Origin of the sequence: Rugosimonospora africana (assembly GCF_016862975.1) — a bacterium.
Classification (GTDB): Bacteria; Actinomycetota; Actinomycetes; order Mycobacteriales; family Micromonosporaceae; genus Rugosimonospora; species Rugosimonospora africana.
Genome location: NZ_BONZ01000068.1, coordinates 16,922 through 32,817 on the forward strand (window position 1 = coordinate 16,922; position 15,896 = coordinate 32,817).

14 protein-coding genes are annotated in these 15,896 nt (G+C 71.0%); 9 read left to right on the top strand and 5 right to left on the bottom strand.

Going from position 1 to position 15,896, the window contains the following annotated elements; translation table 11 throughout:
* Positions 1–61: 61 nt before the first annotated feature.
* Positions 62–706 carry a TetR/AcrR family transcriptional regulator gene (locus Raf01_RS33390; protein WP_239134156.1) on the bottom strand — a complete coding sequence of 215 codons (645 nt, stop codon included), beginning with the start codon at positions 704–706 and terminating at the stop codon, positions 62–64.
* Between the two features lie 145 nt (positions 707–851).
* Here Raf01_RS33390 and Raf01_RS33395 point away from each other — a divergent pair, with 145 nt between their 5' ends.
* The 4 genes from Raf01_RS33395 to Raf01_RS33410 are packed head-to-tail and all read left to right on the top strand — an operon-like array spanning position 852 to position 5,449.
* Entirely contained in the window at positions 852–2,213 is a 1,362-nt protein-coding gene (locus Raf01_RS33395; protein WP_203922069.1) for a cytochrome P450, read from the top strand.
* Positions 2,210–3,130: an alpha/beta fold hydrolase gene (locus tag Raf01_RS33400; protein ID WP_203922070.1), complete on the top strand. Its 921-nt coding sequence runs from the start codon at positions 2,210–2,212 to the stop codon at positions 3,128–3,130. The genes Raf01_RS33395 and Raf01_RS33400 overlap by 4 nt, the downstream gene beginning before the upstream one ends.
* On the top strand, positions 3,111–3,962 hold the full coding sequence (locus Raf01_RS33405; RefSeq protein ID WP_203922071.1) for an SDR family NAD(P)-dependent oxidoreductase: 852 nt from the start codon (positions 3,111–3,113) through the stop codon (positions 3,960–3,962). The genes Raf01_RS33400 and Raf01_RS33405 overlap by 20 nt, the downstream gene beginning before the upstream one ends.
* On the top strand, positions 3,959–5,449 hold the full coding sequence (locus tag Raf01_RS33410; RefSeq protein WP_239134157.1) for a flavin-containing monooxygenase: 1,491 nt from the start codon (positions 3,959–3,961) through the stop codon (positions 5,447–5,449). The genes Raf01_RS33405 and Raf01_RS33410 overlap by 4 nt, the downstream gene beginning before the upstream one ends.
* Positions 5,450–5,485: 36 nt before the next feature.
* Here Raf01_RS33410 and Raf01_RS33415 read toward each other — a convergent pair whose 3' ends face one another.
* The 3 genes from Raf01_RS33415 to Raf01_RS49945 form a co-directional block, all read right to left on the bottom strand.
* Complete coding sequence (locus Raf01_RS33415; RefSeq protein WP_203922072.1) at positions 5,486–6,358, bottom strand: DUF4097 family beta strand repeat-containing protein; 873 nt, start codon at positions 6,356–6,358, stop codon at positions 5,486–5,488.
* Positions 6,359–6,418: 60 nt separating this feature from the next.
* Positions 6,419–6,934 (bottom strand): hypothetical protein, encoded by a 516-nt coding sequence (locus tag Raf01_RS33420; protein ID WP_203922073.1) that lies wholly within the window; start codon positions 6,932–6,934, stop codon positions 6,419–6,421.
* Positions 6,935–7,077: 143 nt separating this feature from the next.
* Positions 7,078–8,175 (bottom strand): glycoside hydrolase family 75 protein, encoded by a 1,098-nt coding sequence (locus tag Raf01_RS49945; RefSeq protein ID WP_239134158.1) that lies wholly within the window; start codon positions 8,173–8,175, stop codon positions 7,078–7,080.
* A 409-nt stretch (positions 8,176–8,584) separates the two neighbouring features.
* Here Raf01_RS49945 and Raf01_RS33430 point away from each other — a divergent pair, with 409 nt between their 5' ends.
* Positions 8,585–9,118, top strand: a complete 534-nt coding sequence (locus Raf01_RS33430) for a P-loop nucleotide/nucleoside kinase family protein (protein WP_203922074.1) — start codon at positions 8,585–8,587, stop codon at positions 9,116–9,118.
* 50 nt (positions 9,119–9,168) lie between these two features.
* Here Raf01_RS33430 and Raf01_RS33435 read toward each other — a convergent pair whose 3' ends face one another.
* Complete coding sequence (locus Raf01_RS33435) at positions 9,169–10,701, bottom strand: MFS transporter (RefSeq protein ID WP_203922075.1); 1,533 nt, start codon at positions 10,699–10,701, stop codon at positions 9,169–9,171.
* Between the two features lie 641 nt (positions 10,702–11,342).
* On the opposite strand from Raf01_RS33435, the gene Raf01_RS33440 reads away from it, so the two are divergent.
* The 4 genes from Raf01_RS33440 (at position 11,343) to larA (ending at position 15,875) form a co-directional block, all read left to right on the top strand.
* Entirely contained in the window at positions 11,343–12,506 is a 1,164-nt protein-coding gene (locus tag Raf01_RS33440; protein WP_203922076.1) for a cellulose binding domain-containing protein, read from the top strand.
* Positions 12,507–12,896: 390 nt separating this feature from the next.
* Positions 12,897–13,745, top strand: a complete 849-nt coding sequence (locus tag Raf01_RS33445) for a fumarylacetoacetate hydrolase family protein (RefSeq protein WP_203922077.1) — start codon at positions 12,897–12,899, stop codon at positions 13,743–13,745.
* The gene (locus Raf01_RS33450) at positions 13,742–14,503 is read left to right on the top strand and encodes an SDR family NAD(P)-dependent oxidoreductase (protein WP_203922078.1); all 762 of its coding nucleotides are present in this window, start codon (positions 13,742–13,744) and stop codon (positions 14,501–14,503) included. Before Raf01_RS33445 ends, Raf01_RS33450 begins: the two co-directional genes overlap by 4 nt.
* A 112-nt stretch (positions 14,504–14,615) precedes the next feature.
* Positions 14,616–15,875, top strand: a complete 1,260-nt coding sequence (gene larA / locus Raf01_RS33455; protein ID WP_203922079.1) for a nickel-dependent lactate racemase — start codon at positions 14,616–14,618, stop codon at positions 15,873–15,875.
* Positions 15,876–15,896: the final 21 nt, after the last annotated feature.

Sequence of the window (15,896 nt, forward strand, 5' to 3'; positions counted from 1 at the left end):
ACCGGCCCACCGTACCCAGGCCGGCACGCCTCGGCGTGGCGGGGGCTCCCGCGACAGCCCGTTACGGGGGCGCCGGGACGTAGGTGCGCGGACCGAGCAGGGCGATCGACGCCTGTACCGCGACCTCGGTGATGTCGGTCATCCGCCCGCCGTCCTCGACCGTGCTGGCGAACAGCTCCCGCAGCCCGCCCAGCAGCATGACGGCCAGTTGCCGGGGCACCGGACCGACCCCGATGGCGTGCCACTCGTCGGTGTCGCAGAGCGTCTGGACCATGGTGATGAACGCTTCCATGGTGTCGCGATGCAGATCGCGGGCCGCGGCGCCGAGCGACGGTACGTCGCGGATCCAGCTCAGCGTGATGGCCGGCGCGGACTCCGCGCTGTGGATCCACGCCTCGATCGCCTGCCGCACCTGCACCGCCCAGGCGGCGGTCGGGTCGACCGAAGTGGAGATGTGCCGCACCAGTTCCGCGTTCGCGTCGGTGAGCAGCGCGATGAAGCACGCCTCCTTGCTGGCGAAGTGCTCGTAGAAGGTCCGCCGCGAGGTCCGTGCCCGGCGGACGATGTCGGCGACCGTGGTGTTGCGGTAGCCGTCGGCCGCGATCGACGCGACCAGGCCGTCGAGCAGCCGCTGGCGGAAGGTGCCCACGTCGCCGGGCCCGGTCGCCGTCCGGGCGGCCTGGGGCTGGCGAGCCGCGGTCGTCACGGTGATCACGGTAGCCCTTTCCGGTGGGACGGCTCTTGAACGGAATGGTACCCCGGCGTACCGTCGACTGGTACGTGCACGTACCAGCCCCGCGCATCAACCCCGCGTACCAGCCCGCGTTACATGCCAAGGAAGGTGGTGGCTGATGGCCACGGTGACGCTTCCTCGCGGCCCGTCGACCCCGTCCGTGATCCAGGCTGCCATGACGCTGACCCCCGGAAACAGGATGCGCCGGCTGCGCGACCGCTTCGGGGACACCTTTCGCGTCAAGCTGCCAAAGATCGAACACGCCCTGGTCGTCAGCGATCCGGCCGAGGTCAAGCAGCTGCTCCAGTCCGGCGCCGACACCGTCGACAACCTCAGCCTCAATCTCAGTCGGGTGCTGGGGCCGGGCTCGATGTTCGCCCTCAACGGGGAGAGGCATCACCGGCAGCGCCGGTTGCTCGTGCCGCCGTTCCACGGCCGCCGGCTGGCCGCATACGAGACGATCGTCGAGGAGGAGACGGTACGCGAGCTGGCGACCTGGCCGCAGGACCGGCCGTTGCCGACGATGCCGTCCATGATGCGCATCACCCTGAACGCCATCCTGCGCACCGTGTTCGGCGCCAAGGGCACCGAGCTGGCTGAGCTGCGTGAGCTGCTGCCCCGGATCGTCGTCCTCGGCTCCCGGCTGGCCTCGCTGCCGATCCCCGATGTCGGCCGTGGCCGGTGGAGCCCGTGGGGGCGGTTCTGGGCGATGCGCCGCCGCTACGACGCGATCGTCGAACGGATGCTGGCCAGTGCCGCGGCAGACCCGCAGCTCGACGAGCGCGACGACATCCTCGCGATGATGCTGCAGAGCCGGTACGAAGACGGCGGCCGGATGAGCCACAGCGAGGTCGCGGACCAGTTGCTCACCCTGCTGTCCGCCGGACACGAGACGACGGCCACGACGCTGGCCTGGACGGTCGAGCGGCTGCGCCGCCACCCCGAGGTGCTGCGCGACCTGGTCGCCGAGGTGGACGCGGGCGGCAGCGCGCTGCGCCAGGCGACGATCATCGAGGTGCAGCGGACCCGCCCGGTCGTCGAGGTGGTCGCCCGGCAGGTGATGGTGGACAGTCTCCAGCTCGGTCGCTGGACGCTTCCCCGGGGATGCGCGGTCATCGTCAGCATCACGCTCGTCCACGACAACGACACCCTCTTCCCCGACGCGGGGACGTTCGATCCACACCGGTTCGTCGACGCGAAGCCGGACCTGTACGAGTGGATCCCGTTCGGCGGCGGCACCCGACGTTGCCTCGGCGCGGCGTTCGCGAACATGGAGATGAACGTCGTGCTGCGTACCATGCTGCGTGACTACACGGTGCTGCCGACGTCCGAGGCCGCCGAGAAGCGGCATTCCCGCGGCATCACGAACGGCCCGGCGTTGGGCGGACGGGCGGTCGTCCGCCGCCGGAGCACACAGCCGGGGTCCGCGGCAGCGGGCCACACGACCACCGGCCACCCGACCACCGGAGAGCAGTCGTGACCGAGCAGCTTGTCGACGTCGGGCGAGGCGTCCACCTGGCCTGCGAGCAGATCGGTGACGCCGGTGCCGAGCCGGTCGTCCTCGTCGCCGGGCTGGGCCAGCAGCTACTCAGCTGGCCGACCGAGTTCTGTGAGCGGCTCGCCGCGCGGGGGTACCGGGTCGTCCGCTTCGACAACCGCGACGTGGGCCGGTCGACCCACCTACGGTTCCGGCCCCGGCACCCGCTCGTGACGATGGCCCGGCGCTTCCACCCGGACCAGTACGACCTCACCGACCTGGCCACCGACACCCTCGGCCTGATCGACGCGCTCGGCTACCGGCGGCCGCACCTGGTCGGCATCTCCATGGGCGGCATGATCGCCCAGTCGGTCGCGACGCTGTGGCCGGACCGGGTACGCACCCTCACCTCGATGATGTCGATGACCGGGGCGCGCGGTTCCGGTCGTCCGGCGCTGTCCACCATGCGGCTGCTGGCCGGGCGCCCGTCGAGGACCCGGCAGGAATCGGCCGACCGGGCGGTACGGATGTTCCGGCACATCGGCTCGCACGGCTTCCCGTTCGACGAGACCTGGGTACGCGAGCTGGCCGGCGAGGGGTACGACCGGGATCCGTCCAGCGGCGGCGTGGCCCGGCAGCTCGCCGCGATCGTCCGCTCCGGCGACCGGACCGCGCAGTTGCGCGCGATCACCGCGCCGACGCTGGTTATCCACGGCGACCGCGACCGGATGGTCCACCCGAGCGGCGGGGCCGCGACCGCGCGAGCGATCGCCGGCGCCCGGCTGGAGACCATCCGTGGGCTGGGCCACGACCTCCCGCGGGACGCCTGGCCAACCCTGGTCGACCTGATCGACACGCATGCCCGCCGCGGCGGGCAGCCCGAGCTGGCGGGGAGCACCGATGCGTCGAGCACATCCTGACATCACCGGCCGCCCGGTAATGATCACCGGAGCCGCCTCGGGGATCGGCCGCAGCCTCGCCCGGCGGCTGTCCAGGCTGGGCTCGCCGGTGGCCATCGCCGACCAGGACGAGGCCGGGCTCGCCAAGACCGCTGCCTCGCTGTCCGGCACGGTACTGACCCGGGTCCTCGACGTCCGGGACGCGGCCGACGTGACGCGGTTCGCCGGCGAGGTACGCGAATGGATGCCGGCGCCGCTGGCGGCGGTGTTCAACAATGCCGGCGTCGCGCTGACCTCGACCGTGCTGGACGCGGTGCCGGAGGACGACGACTGGCTGCACGAGACCAACTTCCACGGCGTGGTCAACGGCACCCGGGCGTTCCTGCCGATCCTCGTGGCGCAGGACGCCGGCGCCATCGTGAACACGTCCAGCGTCTTCGGTCTGCTCGGCATGCCCTACCAGAGCGCCTACTGCGCGGCGAAGTTCGCGGTCCGCGGCTTCACCGACGCCCTACGCCAGGAGTTGCGGGGCACGGGCGTGCGGGCGATCACCGTGCACCCCGGGGGCATCACCACCAACATCGCCCGCAACGCCCGGATGCGCAAGGACCCGCAGGGCCTCGGGCGCACCCGGGAGCAGATGGCGGCCCAGTTCGAGGCGGCCACCCTGACCTCACCGGACCGCGCCGCGGCGATCATCCATCACGGCGTCGAGCGCGGGAAGGCACGGATCCTGGTCGGGCCGGACGCGTACGTGTTCGACGCGCTCGCCAGGATCACACCCACCCACTACTACAGCCTGATCTCCGGGTTGCAGTCCACCCTGAGCTCCCGGCGCCGGAGGGCCCAGTGACCACCTCCACCGAGCACGTCGACGTGCTCATCATCGGCGCCGGACTGTCCGGCATCGGTGCCGCGCACCACATCCAGTCGGCCTTCCCGCACCGGACCTACACGATCCTGGAGGCGCGCGACGCCATCGGTGGCACCTGGGACCTGTTCCGGTACCCGGGTGTGCGCTCGGACTCGGACATGCACACGCTCGGGTACCGGTTCCGGCCGTGGACGCAGGCCAAGGCCATCGCCGACGGGCCGTCGATCCTGGACTACGTGCGGGAGACCGCCGCCGAGGCCGGGATCGACCGGCAGATCCGCTTCGGCCACCGGGCCGTCCGGGCGCAGTGGTCCACTGTGGACGCCCGCTGGACCGTGGACGTGGTACACGGCGACGAGCCGGTCCGGCTGACAACGAGTTTTCTCTACCTGTGTACCGGCTACTACCGGTACGACGCCGGGTACGTGCCGGAATTCCCGGGCATCGAGCGGTTCACCGGTACGGTGGTCCATCCGCAGTTCTGGCCGGAAGACCTGGACCACACCGGCAAGAAGGTGGTGGTGATCGGCAGCGGCGCGACGGCCGTGACGCTCGTCCCGGCGCTGGCCGACCGGGCCACGCACGTGACGATGCTCCAGCGCTCCCCCACGTACATCGCGTCGCGGCCGGGCGAGGACGCGATCGCGAACCGGCTGCGGCGCACGATCGGGGCACGCCGGGCGTACCCGGTGACCCGGTGGAAGAACGTCCTGCTCGGCACTGCGTTCTACCGGCTGGCCCGGAGCCGCCCGCGGGTCATGAAGTCGTTGATCCGCAAGGGGGCGATCCGGCAACTGCCGCCCGGGTACGACGTCGACACCCACTTCAACCCGCGCTACCAACCCTGGGACCAGCGGCTGTGCCTGGCCCCCGACGGAGATCTGTTCACCGCGATCCGGCGCGGGGGCGCCTCGGTGGTCACGGACCGGATCGCCGAGTTCACGCCCACCGGCGTGTGCCTGGAATCGGGTGCCGAACTCGATGCGGACATCGTCGTGACCGCGACCGGACTGCGTCTGCTGGCGTTCGGCGGGATGGACCTCGTCGTCGACGGTCGCGAGGTGACGCTGCGGGACACCATGGCGTACAAGAGCATGATGCTGTCCGGCGTGCCGAACTTCGTGTTCACCATCGGGTACACCAACGCGTCCTGGACGCTGAAGGCCGACCTCGTCGGCGAGTACACCGTCCGGCTGCTGCGCTACCTCGACGCCCGCGGGTACGACCAGTGCGTACCGGCCGACGACGATCCCACCGTCAACCGGCAGCCGCTGCTGGACTTTCAGGCCGGCTATGTGCTGCGCTCCGTCGACGAGTTCCCGCGGTCCGGCTCACGGACGCCGTGGCGCCTGGGCATGAGCTACGCGCACGACGTCCTGAACCTTCGGTACGGCCGGATCGACGACGGTGTCCTGCGGTTCTCCCGCCGCCCGGCGGTCGCGCCCCCGATGCCCCGGGCCGCCTGACCCGGCCGTACCGTCATCCCCCGCTCCCCGCGCCGGTCAGCTGTCCTGGCCGAGCAGAGAGCGCCGCACCTCGATGGTGCCGACGTGGGTACGCGCGACAATCTTCACGGTCGAGTCCGACTGTGCCGGGGCGTCCGCGTCGTTCAACGCGTTGCGCACGCCGCCGATCAGGGAATGCGCGTCGAGGTAGGCCGAGGTGCCCTCCCGGATCCCGACTTCGATCGACCCGGCCGTGGCCTCCAGCGAGACGGATCCCTGCCGGACCTCACCGATCCGCAGGCTGCCGTTGGCCGTCTTGGCCGTCACGTCGGCGTACGCCCGGTCGACGGACAGGCTGCCGTTGACACCGGTCAGCTTCAGGTCCCCGGTGATCTGGCCGATCTCGACCGGGCCGCTGAGGTTCTTGATCTCGGCGCTCCCCTCGATCCGGCCGATCCGCACGTGGCCATGCGCCGTGGTGGCCTCCACGTCGCCGATCGCGGATCCGATACTCACCAGGCCGAGCGCGGTGTCCAGGCGCAGCGGTCCGGTCTGCTCCAGCTCGATGTCACCGGCGGCGGTCGAGAAGCGGCACTCGCCCAGCCGGCCCTCGCCGTGCATGCGTCCCAGGGCCGACGCACCCCGCACGCCGGAGCCCGCCGGAAGGTCGACCGTCACCTGGACGCGACCCTCCTGGGCCGCTCCGGAGATGCGGCCGAGCAGGCCACGCCGCTTCGGCGTCTGTACCGACAGCGTGCCGTCGGCGTACTCCACCCGGGTCCGCTCCGCGGCCCGCACGTCGACCTCCCGATCGCTGGCCGGGCGCACCGTCACCACGGTGTCCGCGCGGTCGCCGGCAGTGAGGTGGACGTCCCCGGCGATGAGGTCGAGCTTGACGGTGATCGGTGCGGGAGTGGCGAAGGTTGGCATGGTGAAGCCCTTTCGGTCGGGTGGTGTCGGCGTTCGCGGGGAAAAGTGAGGGGTGACGGGTCAGCGGGTCCAGCCGCGGTAGCTCTGCCCGATCTGCAAGCCGCGCCGGCCGGAACTGCCGCGACGGTCCTCGGCCTCGATCGTGGCGGCCACCACCCGGACGAGCCAGGTGTTGACGGACAGTCCCTCCCGGCCGGCGGCCTCGTCGACCCGTGACTTCAGCCGCTCGGGGAGCCGGAGGCTGATCCGTGACGTGGCGCCGTCGTCGGCGAGGGGTGCGGCCGGCGCGGCGGGTGACATGTCGTCCGCGACGTCCTCGGGCATCCCGCCGGAAGCCGGCGAGTCCACGACGAACTCCGGGTTGCCTTCGCGGAGTCGGACGTACACCGAACCGGCCGCCAGGCCGGTGCTGATCTCGTCGGCCGCGGCGGACAGCGCGTTGAGCATGTTCAGGCGGATGGCCGATTCGAGCGGCCCGACAAACCGGTCGAGGAACGCCTGGGCATCCTCTCCCCCGGCGGTACCGGCGGCGGCGAGCGCGCGGCTGAGGCTGTCCACGTACGGCTCAAGGTCCATGACAGCAATGTAGCGTCAAATTGGCGCCATGCCAAGCCAGATGGCATCAATCTGCTGTCAGATTGCCCCGGAGAGGAGCCGCGCATACGGCAGCGGGCGGCGGGCGCACGTGTCGCGCCCACCGCCCGCCAGTGCGGAGGTGACTACGCCGGTAGCGTCCACAGCTGGTTCGCGGCCCCGGTGCAGCTCCAGATCTGCAACGGGGTGCCATCCGCGGAACTCGGCCCGGTCGCGTCCAGGCACTTGTTCGAGCCGACGTTGACCAGCTCGTTGCCGCTGCGCCGCCACTGCTGGGCTGCGGTGCCGTTGCAGTCGTACAGCTGCGCCTTCGTACCGTTGACGGTCCCGGCCGAGGCCACGTCCAGGCACTTGCCGAGCGACCGGATCGTCCCGTCGCCGCCGACCGTCCACTGCTGGGCGGCCGTACCGTTGCAGGTGTAGAGCTGCACCTTGGTGTTGTTCGCCGGGTTGGCACCGGCAACGTCCACGCACTTGCCGCCGTACCCGACGATCTGGCCGGTCCCTCCGGACGGCGGCGGCGTCGACGAGGATCCGACGAAGGCGGTGGCGGCCGAGGCGCCGACCTGATCGATCACCGAGTTGTTCTCCACAGGGTTCGGTACCGTACCGGTGAACACGATGAACGTCACCGGCCCCTCGGTCCCGCCGGTGGCCGGATCGGGGTCCACCCCCAGCGCCTGTGCGGTGGCATAGGACGCCTCGCCGATGATGTTGTCGGGGCCCTCGTCGGCGAACACCGCGTAGACGACCTTGTTGTTGTAGATGACCGCGCCCACGTTGCCCGGCCGGATGCCGGCGCTGGAGTAGTTGAATCGCGAGCTGGGCAGCGGGATCACGAAGTAGTGCGTGACGTCGGCGGTGAAGAACTGATTGGTCGACGTCTGGAACGAGGTCTCGTCGAAGTACCACGGGTCGGTGCTGGAGTTGCACCGCGACGTGGAGATGCCATCGCAGTCGACGTCCATGTCCGAAGTCCAGAAGTACGCGGATCCGGTCTTGCAGATGGAGACGGTGGCCGGACCACCGTCGTCGGTGGCGTACTTCCCGTTGGACGCTGGTGTGCAGGTCTGGGTCTTGGCCAGCAGCGCGGCGGCGCTCGGGCCGGCGGCGGCCGCAGCCGGAACGCTGGTTGTCGGGGTGGTCGACGCCAGCGCCGCGGTGGCGGTTGCCGATAGCGCGGCGACGGCGAGCAGGACCAGGGCGGGACGCAAACGTCTCACGTTGCTGCCTCTCCGGTGGGGCGGTGAGCGACTGACGGGGTACGGCCGGGCCGCCCGTACGCGCCGCCCGAAGGTCACCTGGACACGACGCGACCGGCCGGAGTGACGGCCCAGGGTGTGCCCAGTGACTCGGCTCGGCGCGAGAGGAGCGGTACGGCGAGTAATAGGAAGGGAACCATCCTAACTCGCCTGTGTCAATACCTCGATGTCTGCCCGAGCGCGTGTCACCGGGGCGTACTCCCAGTTCAGGGCTTTGTTTCGAGCTTGGTGTTGGCTCGCTACGAACCCGTCCGGGCTCGGCGGGCGCGAACCCTGGCGACAGGCTCCGGTACGGTCAGTCATCTTCCCGGGCCCGACACCGGGGCGATATCGGATCGCGCGCGACGGTCGGGACTGGCAGGCTGCCCGCATGGATCGCGCGGAGGTGCTGCTGATCGGCGGCCGTGCCGGGGTGGGCAAGACCACGATCGGGTGGGAGGTCTCCGCGCGCCTGCGCGCCGCCGCCGTCCGGCACGCGATCGTCGAGGGCGACTTCATGGGGCAGGTACACCCGGCACCGGAGGGGGATCCGGACCGGTCGAGGATCGTGGCGAGCAACCTGGCCGCCGTCTGGTCCAACTATCGCGGGCTCGGCTACCGCCGGCTCATCTACACCAACACGCTCAGCGTGTTGCCCTCCAGCACCGGCATGTTCCGCCGGGCGATGGGCGCCGACGTGCGGATCGTCCGCGTTCTCCTCACCGCCGACGACGCGACGGTGGACGACCGGCTCGCGCGGCGGGAACTCGGCACCGAACTGGAGGAGACGCGCGACAGCAGCGTCCACAAGGCCCGGCTCCTGGATGAGCGGGTGCCGGCGGACACGGTGCGGATCGCGACCGATCGCCGGAGCGTCACGGACATCGCCCACGACGTGGTGACCGCCACGGGCTGGGCCCCGTAGCGTCGGGGCCGGTAGGGACTCGGCCCGTTAGCGACCGGGCCCGGCGGCCACTAGGTCGGGACCATCCGGTTCTCCTCACCGGGGTCGCGCAACGCGGCCGGTACCCCGCGGGGCAGCAACAGCACCGACACCACCGCGCCCAGCAGGAACAGGCCGGTCGACCACCAGAACGCGGTCGTGTAGCCGTGCACCGCGGCCTGTGCCCCGGTCTGCGCGGACGGCGTCCGGCCGGCGAGGAAGCGCGCCGCGGCGGTGGCCGCCAGCGTGTTGAGTACCGCGACGCCGATCGAACCGCCGACCTGCTGCACGGTGTTGAACGTCGCCGACGCCACCCCGGCGTCCTCGGACAGCACGCCCAGCGTGGCGATGCTGGAACTGGTGGAGAAGACCAGACCGAGCCCGATGCCGAGCAGCGCCATGCTGGGCAACAGGTCGGCGAAGTAGTCGCTGGTCAGGCCGATCCGGGTCATCAGGTACACGCCGGCGGCGCCGAGCACCATCCCGACCGGCACGATCACCTTCGGCGGGACCCGGCGGGCGAGCGTCGGGCCCAGGATCGCGGCCACCACGACCAGAACCAACGGCAGCGGCAGGAACGCCAGGCCGGTGCGTACCGCGCTGTAGCGCAGGATTTGCTGGAGATACAGGCTGGTGAACAGGAAGACTCCGAGCATGGCGCCGGTGGCGAGCAGGATCGCCAGGTAGCCGCCGCCCCGGGTACGGTCGAGCAGCACGCGCAGCGGCAGCAACGGGTTCGACACGCGCGCCTGCAGGACGATGAACGCGATCAGCAGCACCGCGCCCACCGCGAGGAAGCCCACGGTCGCCGTTGACACCCAGCCGTCGCGGGGTACGTTCGCGAAGCCGTACACGATCGCGAACAGCCCGCCGCACACGGTCGCGGTACTCGGTACGTCGATGCGCGCGTGGGAGGCCGCGGGGCCGCGCCCGGGCAGCAGCGCGATCGCCCCGGCGGCCGCCGGGATTGCCGCCACGATGTTGATGTACAGGGTCCACCGCCAGGACAGGTACTCGGTGAGCACGCCACCGAGCAGGAGACCGACGGTGGCACCGCCGACGGCGATGGCGCCGAATATGCCGAATGCCCGTCCCCGTTCCCGCCCGCGGGCGAACGTGGTGGTGAGCACGGCGAGGGCTGCCGGCGCCAGGAACGCGGCGAACACCCCCTGAATCGCGCGGCTGGCCACCAGCATCATGAAGTTGCGGGCCGCACCGCCGACCGCCGAGGCGATGGCGAAGCCGATCAGCCCGGTGACCAACACGTTCTTGCGGCCGATGCGGTCGGCCAGCCGTCCGCTGATCAGGAGCAGGCTGCCGAACGCGAGTGTGTACCCGGTGATCACCCATTGCCGGTCGCCGGCGCTGAAGTTCAGCGCGCGCTGCGCGGACGGCAGCGCGATGTTCATGACGGTGTTGTCCAGCGCGATCATCATCTGCGCCAGGCCGACGACTCCGAGGACCCACCAGCGCCGGGACTCCAACTGGCTCCGCGCCTCGCGCGCCGGCACCCTCCGCGTGGCGGCCGGGCGGGCGAATACCCTGCGGTTGATCTCCGAGCTCATGAGCGCCTTCCGCCGGTCGTCGGTGATCGCGTGGCGCTGGTACCGGCGCACCGGCAGCAGCCGGCGGTCCGGTCCCGAGCGCGCCGAAAGGCCCCGGAACCCCTGGCACGGATCCCCGACCTGCAAGGCGATTGCCCAGGAGACGGCCGGGAAAACCCGCCCGGCGTCTTCCGCCCGGCGTCTTCCGCAAGGCGCCTTCCGCCCGGCGCCTTCCGCCCGCGCCCGGTCTCCCGGTGCCTTCCGCCCGCGCCCCGGCCTCCCCCGGCGGCACATCCCACCAGCGAGGCGGCACATCCCGCCGGCTCGGCGCGCGAACCGACCGCGGGATCGGGCGGACCCGGACACGCGTCGACTTTTGGCGTCGATAGCGGGCGGGGCGTCGAAGAACGGGGCGCACCGCAACACGCCGGTCGAAGCCGGTGGATAGTGCCTTGGCGATTCGCGGACCCCGTTCGAATGCGCGGTGTCGAACGCCATCGAAAAGCGGAATCCGCATTGGCTGATGCCCACCAATGGGAACGACAATCGCGGGCCCGACAAGGGTTTGACAAGGCCACCCGGTGCCGAACAAGCGTTTGCGCAAGGGCTTTAGTTCACTATTATTTCTTGACGCACATCAATGTCTCACGCATTGTTGACCCATGCCACAAATAGCTGCCCCTGCCGCATTGCGCCGCAGGCGGCCACAGCTGTACGCCACGATTGTCCTCAGCGCCGCGATGGTCGCCACCGGTCTGGTCGCCGTCGGGGCCGCGAACGCGGGCACGGCACCCACGGGATCGGTCGGCACCGGACCCCTGCCCACCGACAGCGTCACGCCCAGCCAACCGAGCACGTCGCCGTTCGCGCCGACGGCGCCGACCGACCTGACCGTCACCAGCCTCCTGTCACACTCCCTGACGCTGAGCTGGACCGCCTCGACTCCCGGCTGCTGCCCGATCACCGAGTACGGCATCACGATGGCTCGACCATTCACCGACGTCATCGGGGGAACGAGGGTCGCAAACGTCGCAACGGCCACGGTTCCGGTCTACCCGAACGATCAGTACACGATCTCGGTACACGCGATCGACAGTTCGGGGCAGTCGTCGCCGTCGTCCAACCTGATCACGCTGGTCGCCCCGGCCAACGACACCGGCGACATGAGCGCGCCGACGACCCCGGGCAACCTGACCTTCACCGACGCCACCGGGCCGACGCTGACCTGGTCGGCCTCGACCGACGACGTGGGCGTCACCGGGTACAACGTCTACCACTTCGACGGTTGGTACAGCTCGAAGCTCGTCGGCACGGTGACCGGGACGACGTTCGCCGTGCCGCCGTGGACCGGACCGCCACCGCCTGGCGTCTTGCACCAGTACTACGTGCGGGCCTTCGACGCGGCCGGCAACCTGTCGATCGCGACCAATGCGGTCAACGGGCATCCGGCCATCCCGACGCCGAGCCCGTCGACCGCACCGCCGAGCCCGTCGCCGAGCCCGTCGCCGGCCTGCACCGTGACGTACACGAACGTGTCGCAGTGGCCGGGCGGCTTCGTCGCGAGGCTGAAGGCGGTCAACTCGGGGTCGGCCCCGATCCGCGGCTGGAAGCTCGGCTTCACGTTCGGCGGCGACCAGCGCATCACCGCCGCGTGGGACGCCACGTTCAACCAGTCCGGCGCCGCCGCGACGTTGCGGAACACGCACGGCAACGCGGTGATCCCGGCACACGGCAGCGTGTCCATGGAGATCAGGGGAACCTGGCACGGCAGCGACGCCGCGCCAACGGCCTTCCTGCTCAACGACGTCCCCTGCGCGGCCGGATGACAACGCGGCCGGCTCGTGACGCGGCCTGCCAACGACGCGGCCTGCCAACGACGCGGCCGGTCAACGACGCGGCCGGCTCATGACCAGCGGGGGTCAGGGCCGGCCACCGGCGAGGCGGCGTGAGGTCGCCTCGCCGGGATGTCCACAGTGGATTATGACGGAATCATCGGATGACTTCGCCGGCATTCGAGGAGATGGTCCGGTGATTCAGTCAACACAGCCGTGTCCCGAGACGGATCTAGACAGGTTATGCGGGCTGTGCGAGGCTGCGAGGCGATCGTACATCGGGTTAATCTGCGCGACGGCCGGCTGAACGGACTCTGTCCCACAGGGCGCCGGGGCGGGTTCGCCAGACACGCTCGCCTGCCGCTGCGACGAGGGGACAACTTCATGAGGCTGGTGCGGATCGGACCGGCGGGTGCCGAACGGCCCGCGGTGCTCGACGGTGACGCGCGGTATCTCGACATCTCGCCACTCACCACAGACATCGACGGTGCCTTCCTCGCCGGCGACGGGGTCGACCGGGTGCGCGACGCCGTCGCCCGCGGAGAGCTGACCGAGCTTCCCACCCCCGAGCGGATCGGGTCGCCGATCGCCCGGCCCGGCAAGGTCGTGTGCATCGGGCTGAACTACTCCGACCACGCCGCCGAGACCGGGGCGGCCACCCCGACCGAGCCGATCATCTTCATGAAGGGGCCGGACACCGTGGTCGGCCCGAACGACACTGTGCTCATTCCGCGACGCAGCGTCAAGACCGACTACGAGGTCGAGTTGGGCATCGTCATCGGCAAGCCGGCCCGGTACCTCGACTCGCCTGCCGACGCGGCCGGGGTCATCGCCGGCTACGCGCTGGCCAACGACGTGAGCGAGCGCGAGTTCCAGACCGAGCGGGGCGGTCAGTGGGACAAGGGCAAGTCCTGCGAGACCTTCAACCCGCTGGGCCCGTGGCTGGTGACCGCGGACGAGGTACCCGATCCGCAGGCGCTGGGCCTGCGCACCTGGGTCAACGGCGAGGTGCGCCAGGACGGCAACACCAAAAACATGATCTTCGGGGTGTACCACGTGGTGTGGTACCTGAGCCAGTTCATGGTGCTCGAACCCGGCGACCTGGTGAACACCGGCACTCCGGCCGGCGTCGGCTTCGGCGCCAACGACTTCCCGTTCCTGCGCGCCGGCGACGTGGTCGAGCTGGAGATCGACGGGCTGGGCCGGGCCCGGCAGGAGATGGGTCAGGCATGAGCAACGGGGATTTCGCCGGGCTTGTCGCCGCCGTCACCGGGGGCGCATCGGGGATCGGACTGGCCACCGCACAGTTGCTGGCGCAGCGGGGCGCCACCGTGGCGGTACTCGACCTCAAACCCGACAACGTCGACGCGCCGCTGCGCGGGATCGTCTGCGATGTCAGCGACGACGACAGCGTGCGGGACGCGATCGGCGAGGTCGTCGGGCGGCACGGGGCGCTGGACATCCTGGTCAACAACGCCGGCATCGGCGCGCAGGGCAGCGTCGAGGACAACTCCGACGCCGAGTGGCAGCGGGTGTTCGACGTCAACGTGATCGGCATGGTGCGGGCCAGCCGGGCCGCACTGCCCCACCTGCGCCGCTCGGCGCACGCCGCGATCGTGAACACCTGCTCGATCGCGGCGACCGCCGGCCTGCCGCAACGCGCGCTGTACTCGGCCTCCAAGGGGGCGGTGCTCGCCCTGACCCGGGCGATGGCCGCCGACCACCTGCGCGAGGGCATCCGGGTCAACTGCGTCACCCCGGGCACCGCCGACACCCCATGGATCGACCGGCTGCTGTCGGTGGCGCCCGACCCGGCCGCGGAGCGCGCCGCGCTCGAGGCCCGGCAGCCGCACGGCCGGCTGGTCCGGGCGGACGAGGTGGCCGCCGCGATCGCCTACCTGGCAAGCCCCGCGGCCGGCTCCACGACCGGCGTGGATCTCGCAGTGGACGGCGGGATGGCCGGCCTACGGCTGCGCCCGGCCGGCCAATGACGCCGGGCCCAGCCACGAACCTGCCGGCCGCGCCCGGCCGGCCAATGACGCCGGGCCCAGCCACGAAATGCGGCTGTGCCCGGCCGGCCGATGAGGCCCGGCACGGCAGGCCATGAGAGTCCAGCTCGCGTACGGCAGTGACGGTCTGGCCGTCGACCTGCCCGACGGGCGCACGACGGTGATCGCGCCGACCCATCCACCCGGCGTCGGCGACGAGCGGGCCGCGCTGCGCCAGGCACTGCGGCACCCTCAGGCCGGGCCGCCGTTGCGCGAGCGGGTGCGCCCCGGCCAGACGGTAGCCATCTCGGCCTGCGACGGCACCCGCCCGCAGCCGCGCCAGGTGATGGTCGAGGCGATCCTCGACGAACTCGATGGCGTACTCGCCCGCGAGGACCTGGTGATCCTGGTGGCCACCGGTACGCACCGGGCCAACACCGCGGCCGAACTGCGCGCCATGTTCGGCGACTGGATCGTCGACAACGTACGCATCGTCAACCACGACGCGCGGGACGCCGGTTCGCTGCGGTTCCTGGGCCGCTTCGGCAACGACGTACCGGTGTGGCTGAATCGCGAGTGGGTCGACGCCGACGTACGCATCACCACCGGTTTCGTCGAGCCGCACTTCTTCGCCGGGTTCTCCGGCGGTCCCAAGCTTGTCGCGCCCGGGCTCGCCGGCCTGGACACGGTGCTGACCCTGCACGACGCCGCGCGCATCGGCGACGCCCGGGCCACCTGGGGCATCACCGAGGGCAATCCGGTGCATGACGACGTGCGTGCCATCGCGGCGGGTACCGGCGTGCACTTCGCCCTCGACGTCATCCTCAACCGGCAGCAGCGGATCGTGGCCGCGTTCGGCGGCGACCTGCTGGCCATGCACGCCGCGGCCATCGAGGCGGCCCGGACGATCGCGATGCGCCCGGTACCGGCGCCGTTCGACGTGGTGGTCACCACGAACGCCGGCTTCCCCCTGGACCAGAACCTGTACCAGTCGGTCAAGGGCATGTCGGCGGCGGCCACCGTGGTGAAGCCCGGCGGCACCATCATCTGCGCGGCCGAGTGCCGCGACGGCTTCCCCGATCACGGCTCATACCGCGAGGTGCTGACCTCGCAGCCCTCCCCGGCCGCGCTGCTGGAGGCGATCCGGGCCCGGCCGCGTACCGTGCCGGACCAGTGGCAGGTGCAGGTTCAGGCGCGCATCCAGTCCGCCGCACGGGTGGTCATGCACACCTCGTACCTGTCCGACGCCCAGCTTCGGGAGGCGCACCTGGAGCAGACCGCCGACATCGCGGACTGCGTGGCGCGGCACGGTTCGCACGCGACGGTCTGCGTCCTGCCCGAGGGCCCGCAGACCATCCCCTACCTCAGTCCCTGATCGCCGACGGCGCGGCCGGAG

Excerpts from the sequence above, each read along its gene's own strand:
- Raf01_RS33420 (WP_203922073.1), bottom strand. The coding sequence starts at position 6,934 with ATGGACCTTGAGCCGTACGTGGACAGCCTCAGCCGCGCGCTCGCCGCC.
- Raf01_RS33405 (WP_203922071.1), top strand. The coding sequence starts at position 3,111 with ATGCGTCGAGCACATCCTGACATCACCGGCCGCCCGGTAATGATCACC.
- Raf01_RS33435 (WP_203922075.1), bottom strand. The coding sequence starts at position 10,701 with ATGAGCTCGGAGATCAACCGCAGGGTATTCGCCCGCCCGGCCGCCACG.
- Raf01_RS33395 (WP_203922069.1), top strand. The coding sequence starts at position 852 with ATGGCCACGGTGACGCTTCCTCGCGGCCCGTCGACCCCGTCCGTGATC.
- Raf01_RS33415 (WP_203922072.1), bottom strand. The coding sequence starts at position 6,358 with ATGCCAACCTTCGCCACTCCCGCACCGATCACCGTCAAGCTCGACCTC.
- larA (WP_203922079.1), top strand. The coding sequence starts at position 14,616 with ATGAGAGTCCAGCTCGCGTACGGCAGTGACGGTCTGGCCGTCGACCTG.
- Raf01_RS33430 (WP_203922074.1), top strand. The coding sequence starts at position 8,585 with ATGGATCGCGCGGAGGTGCTGCTGATCGGCGGCCGTGCCGGGGTGGGC.
- Raf01_RS33440 (WP_203922076.1), top strand. The coding sequence starts at position 11,343 with ATGCCACAAATAGCTGCCCCTGCCGCATTGCGCCGCAGGCGGCCACAG.
- Raf01_RS33450 (WP_203922078.1), top strand. The coding sequence starts at position 13,742 with ATGAGCAACGGGGATTTCGCCGGGCTTGTCGCCGCCGTCACCGGGGGC.
- Raf01_RS33445 (WP_203922077.1), top strand. The coding sequence starts at position 12,897 with ATGAGGCTGGTGCGGATCGGACCGGCGGGTGCCGAACGGCCCGCGGTG.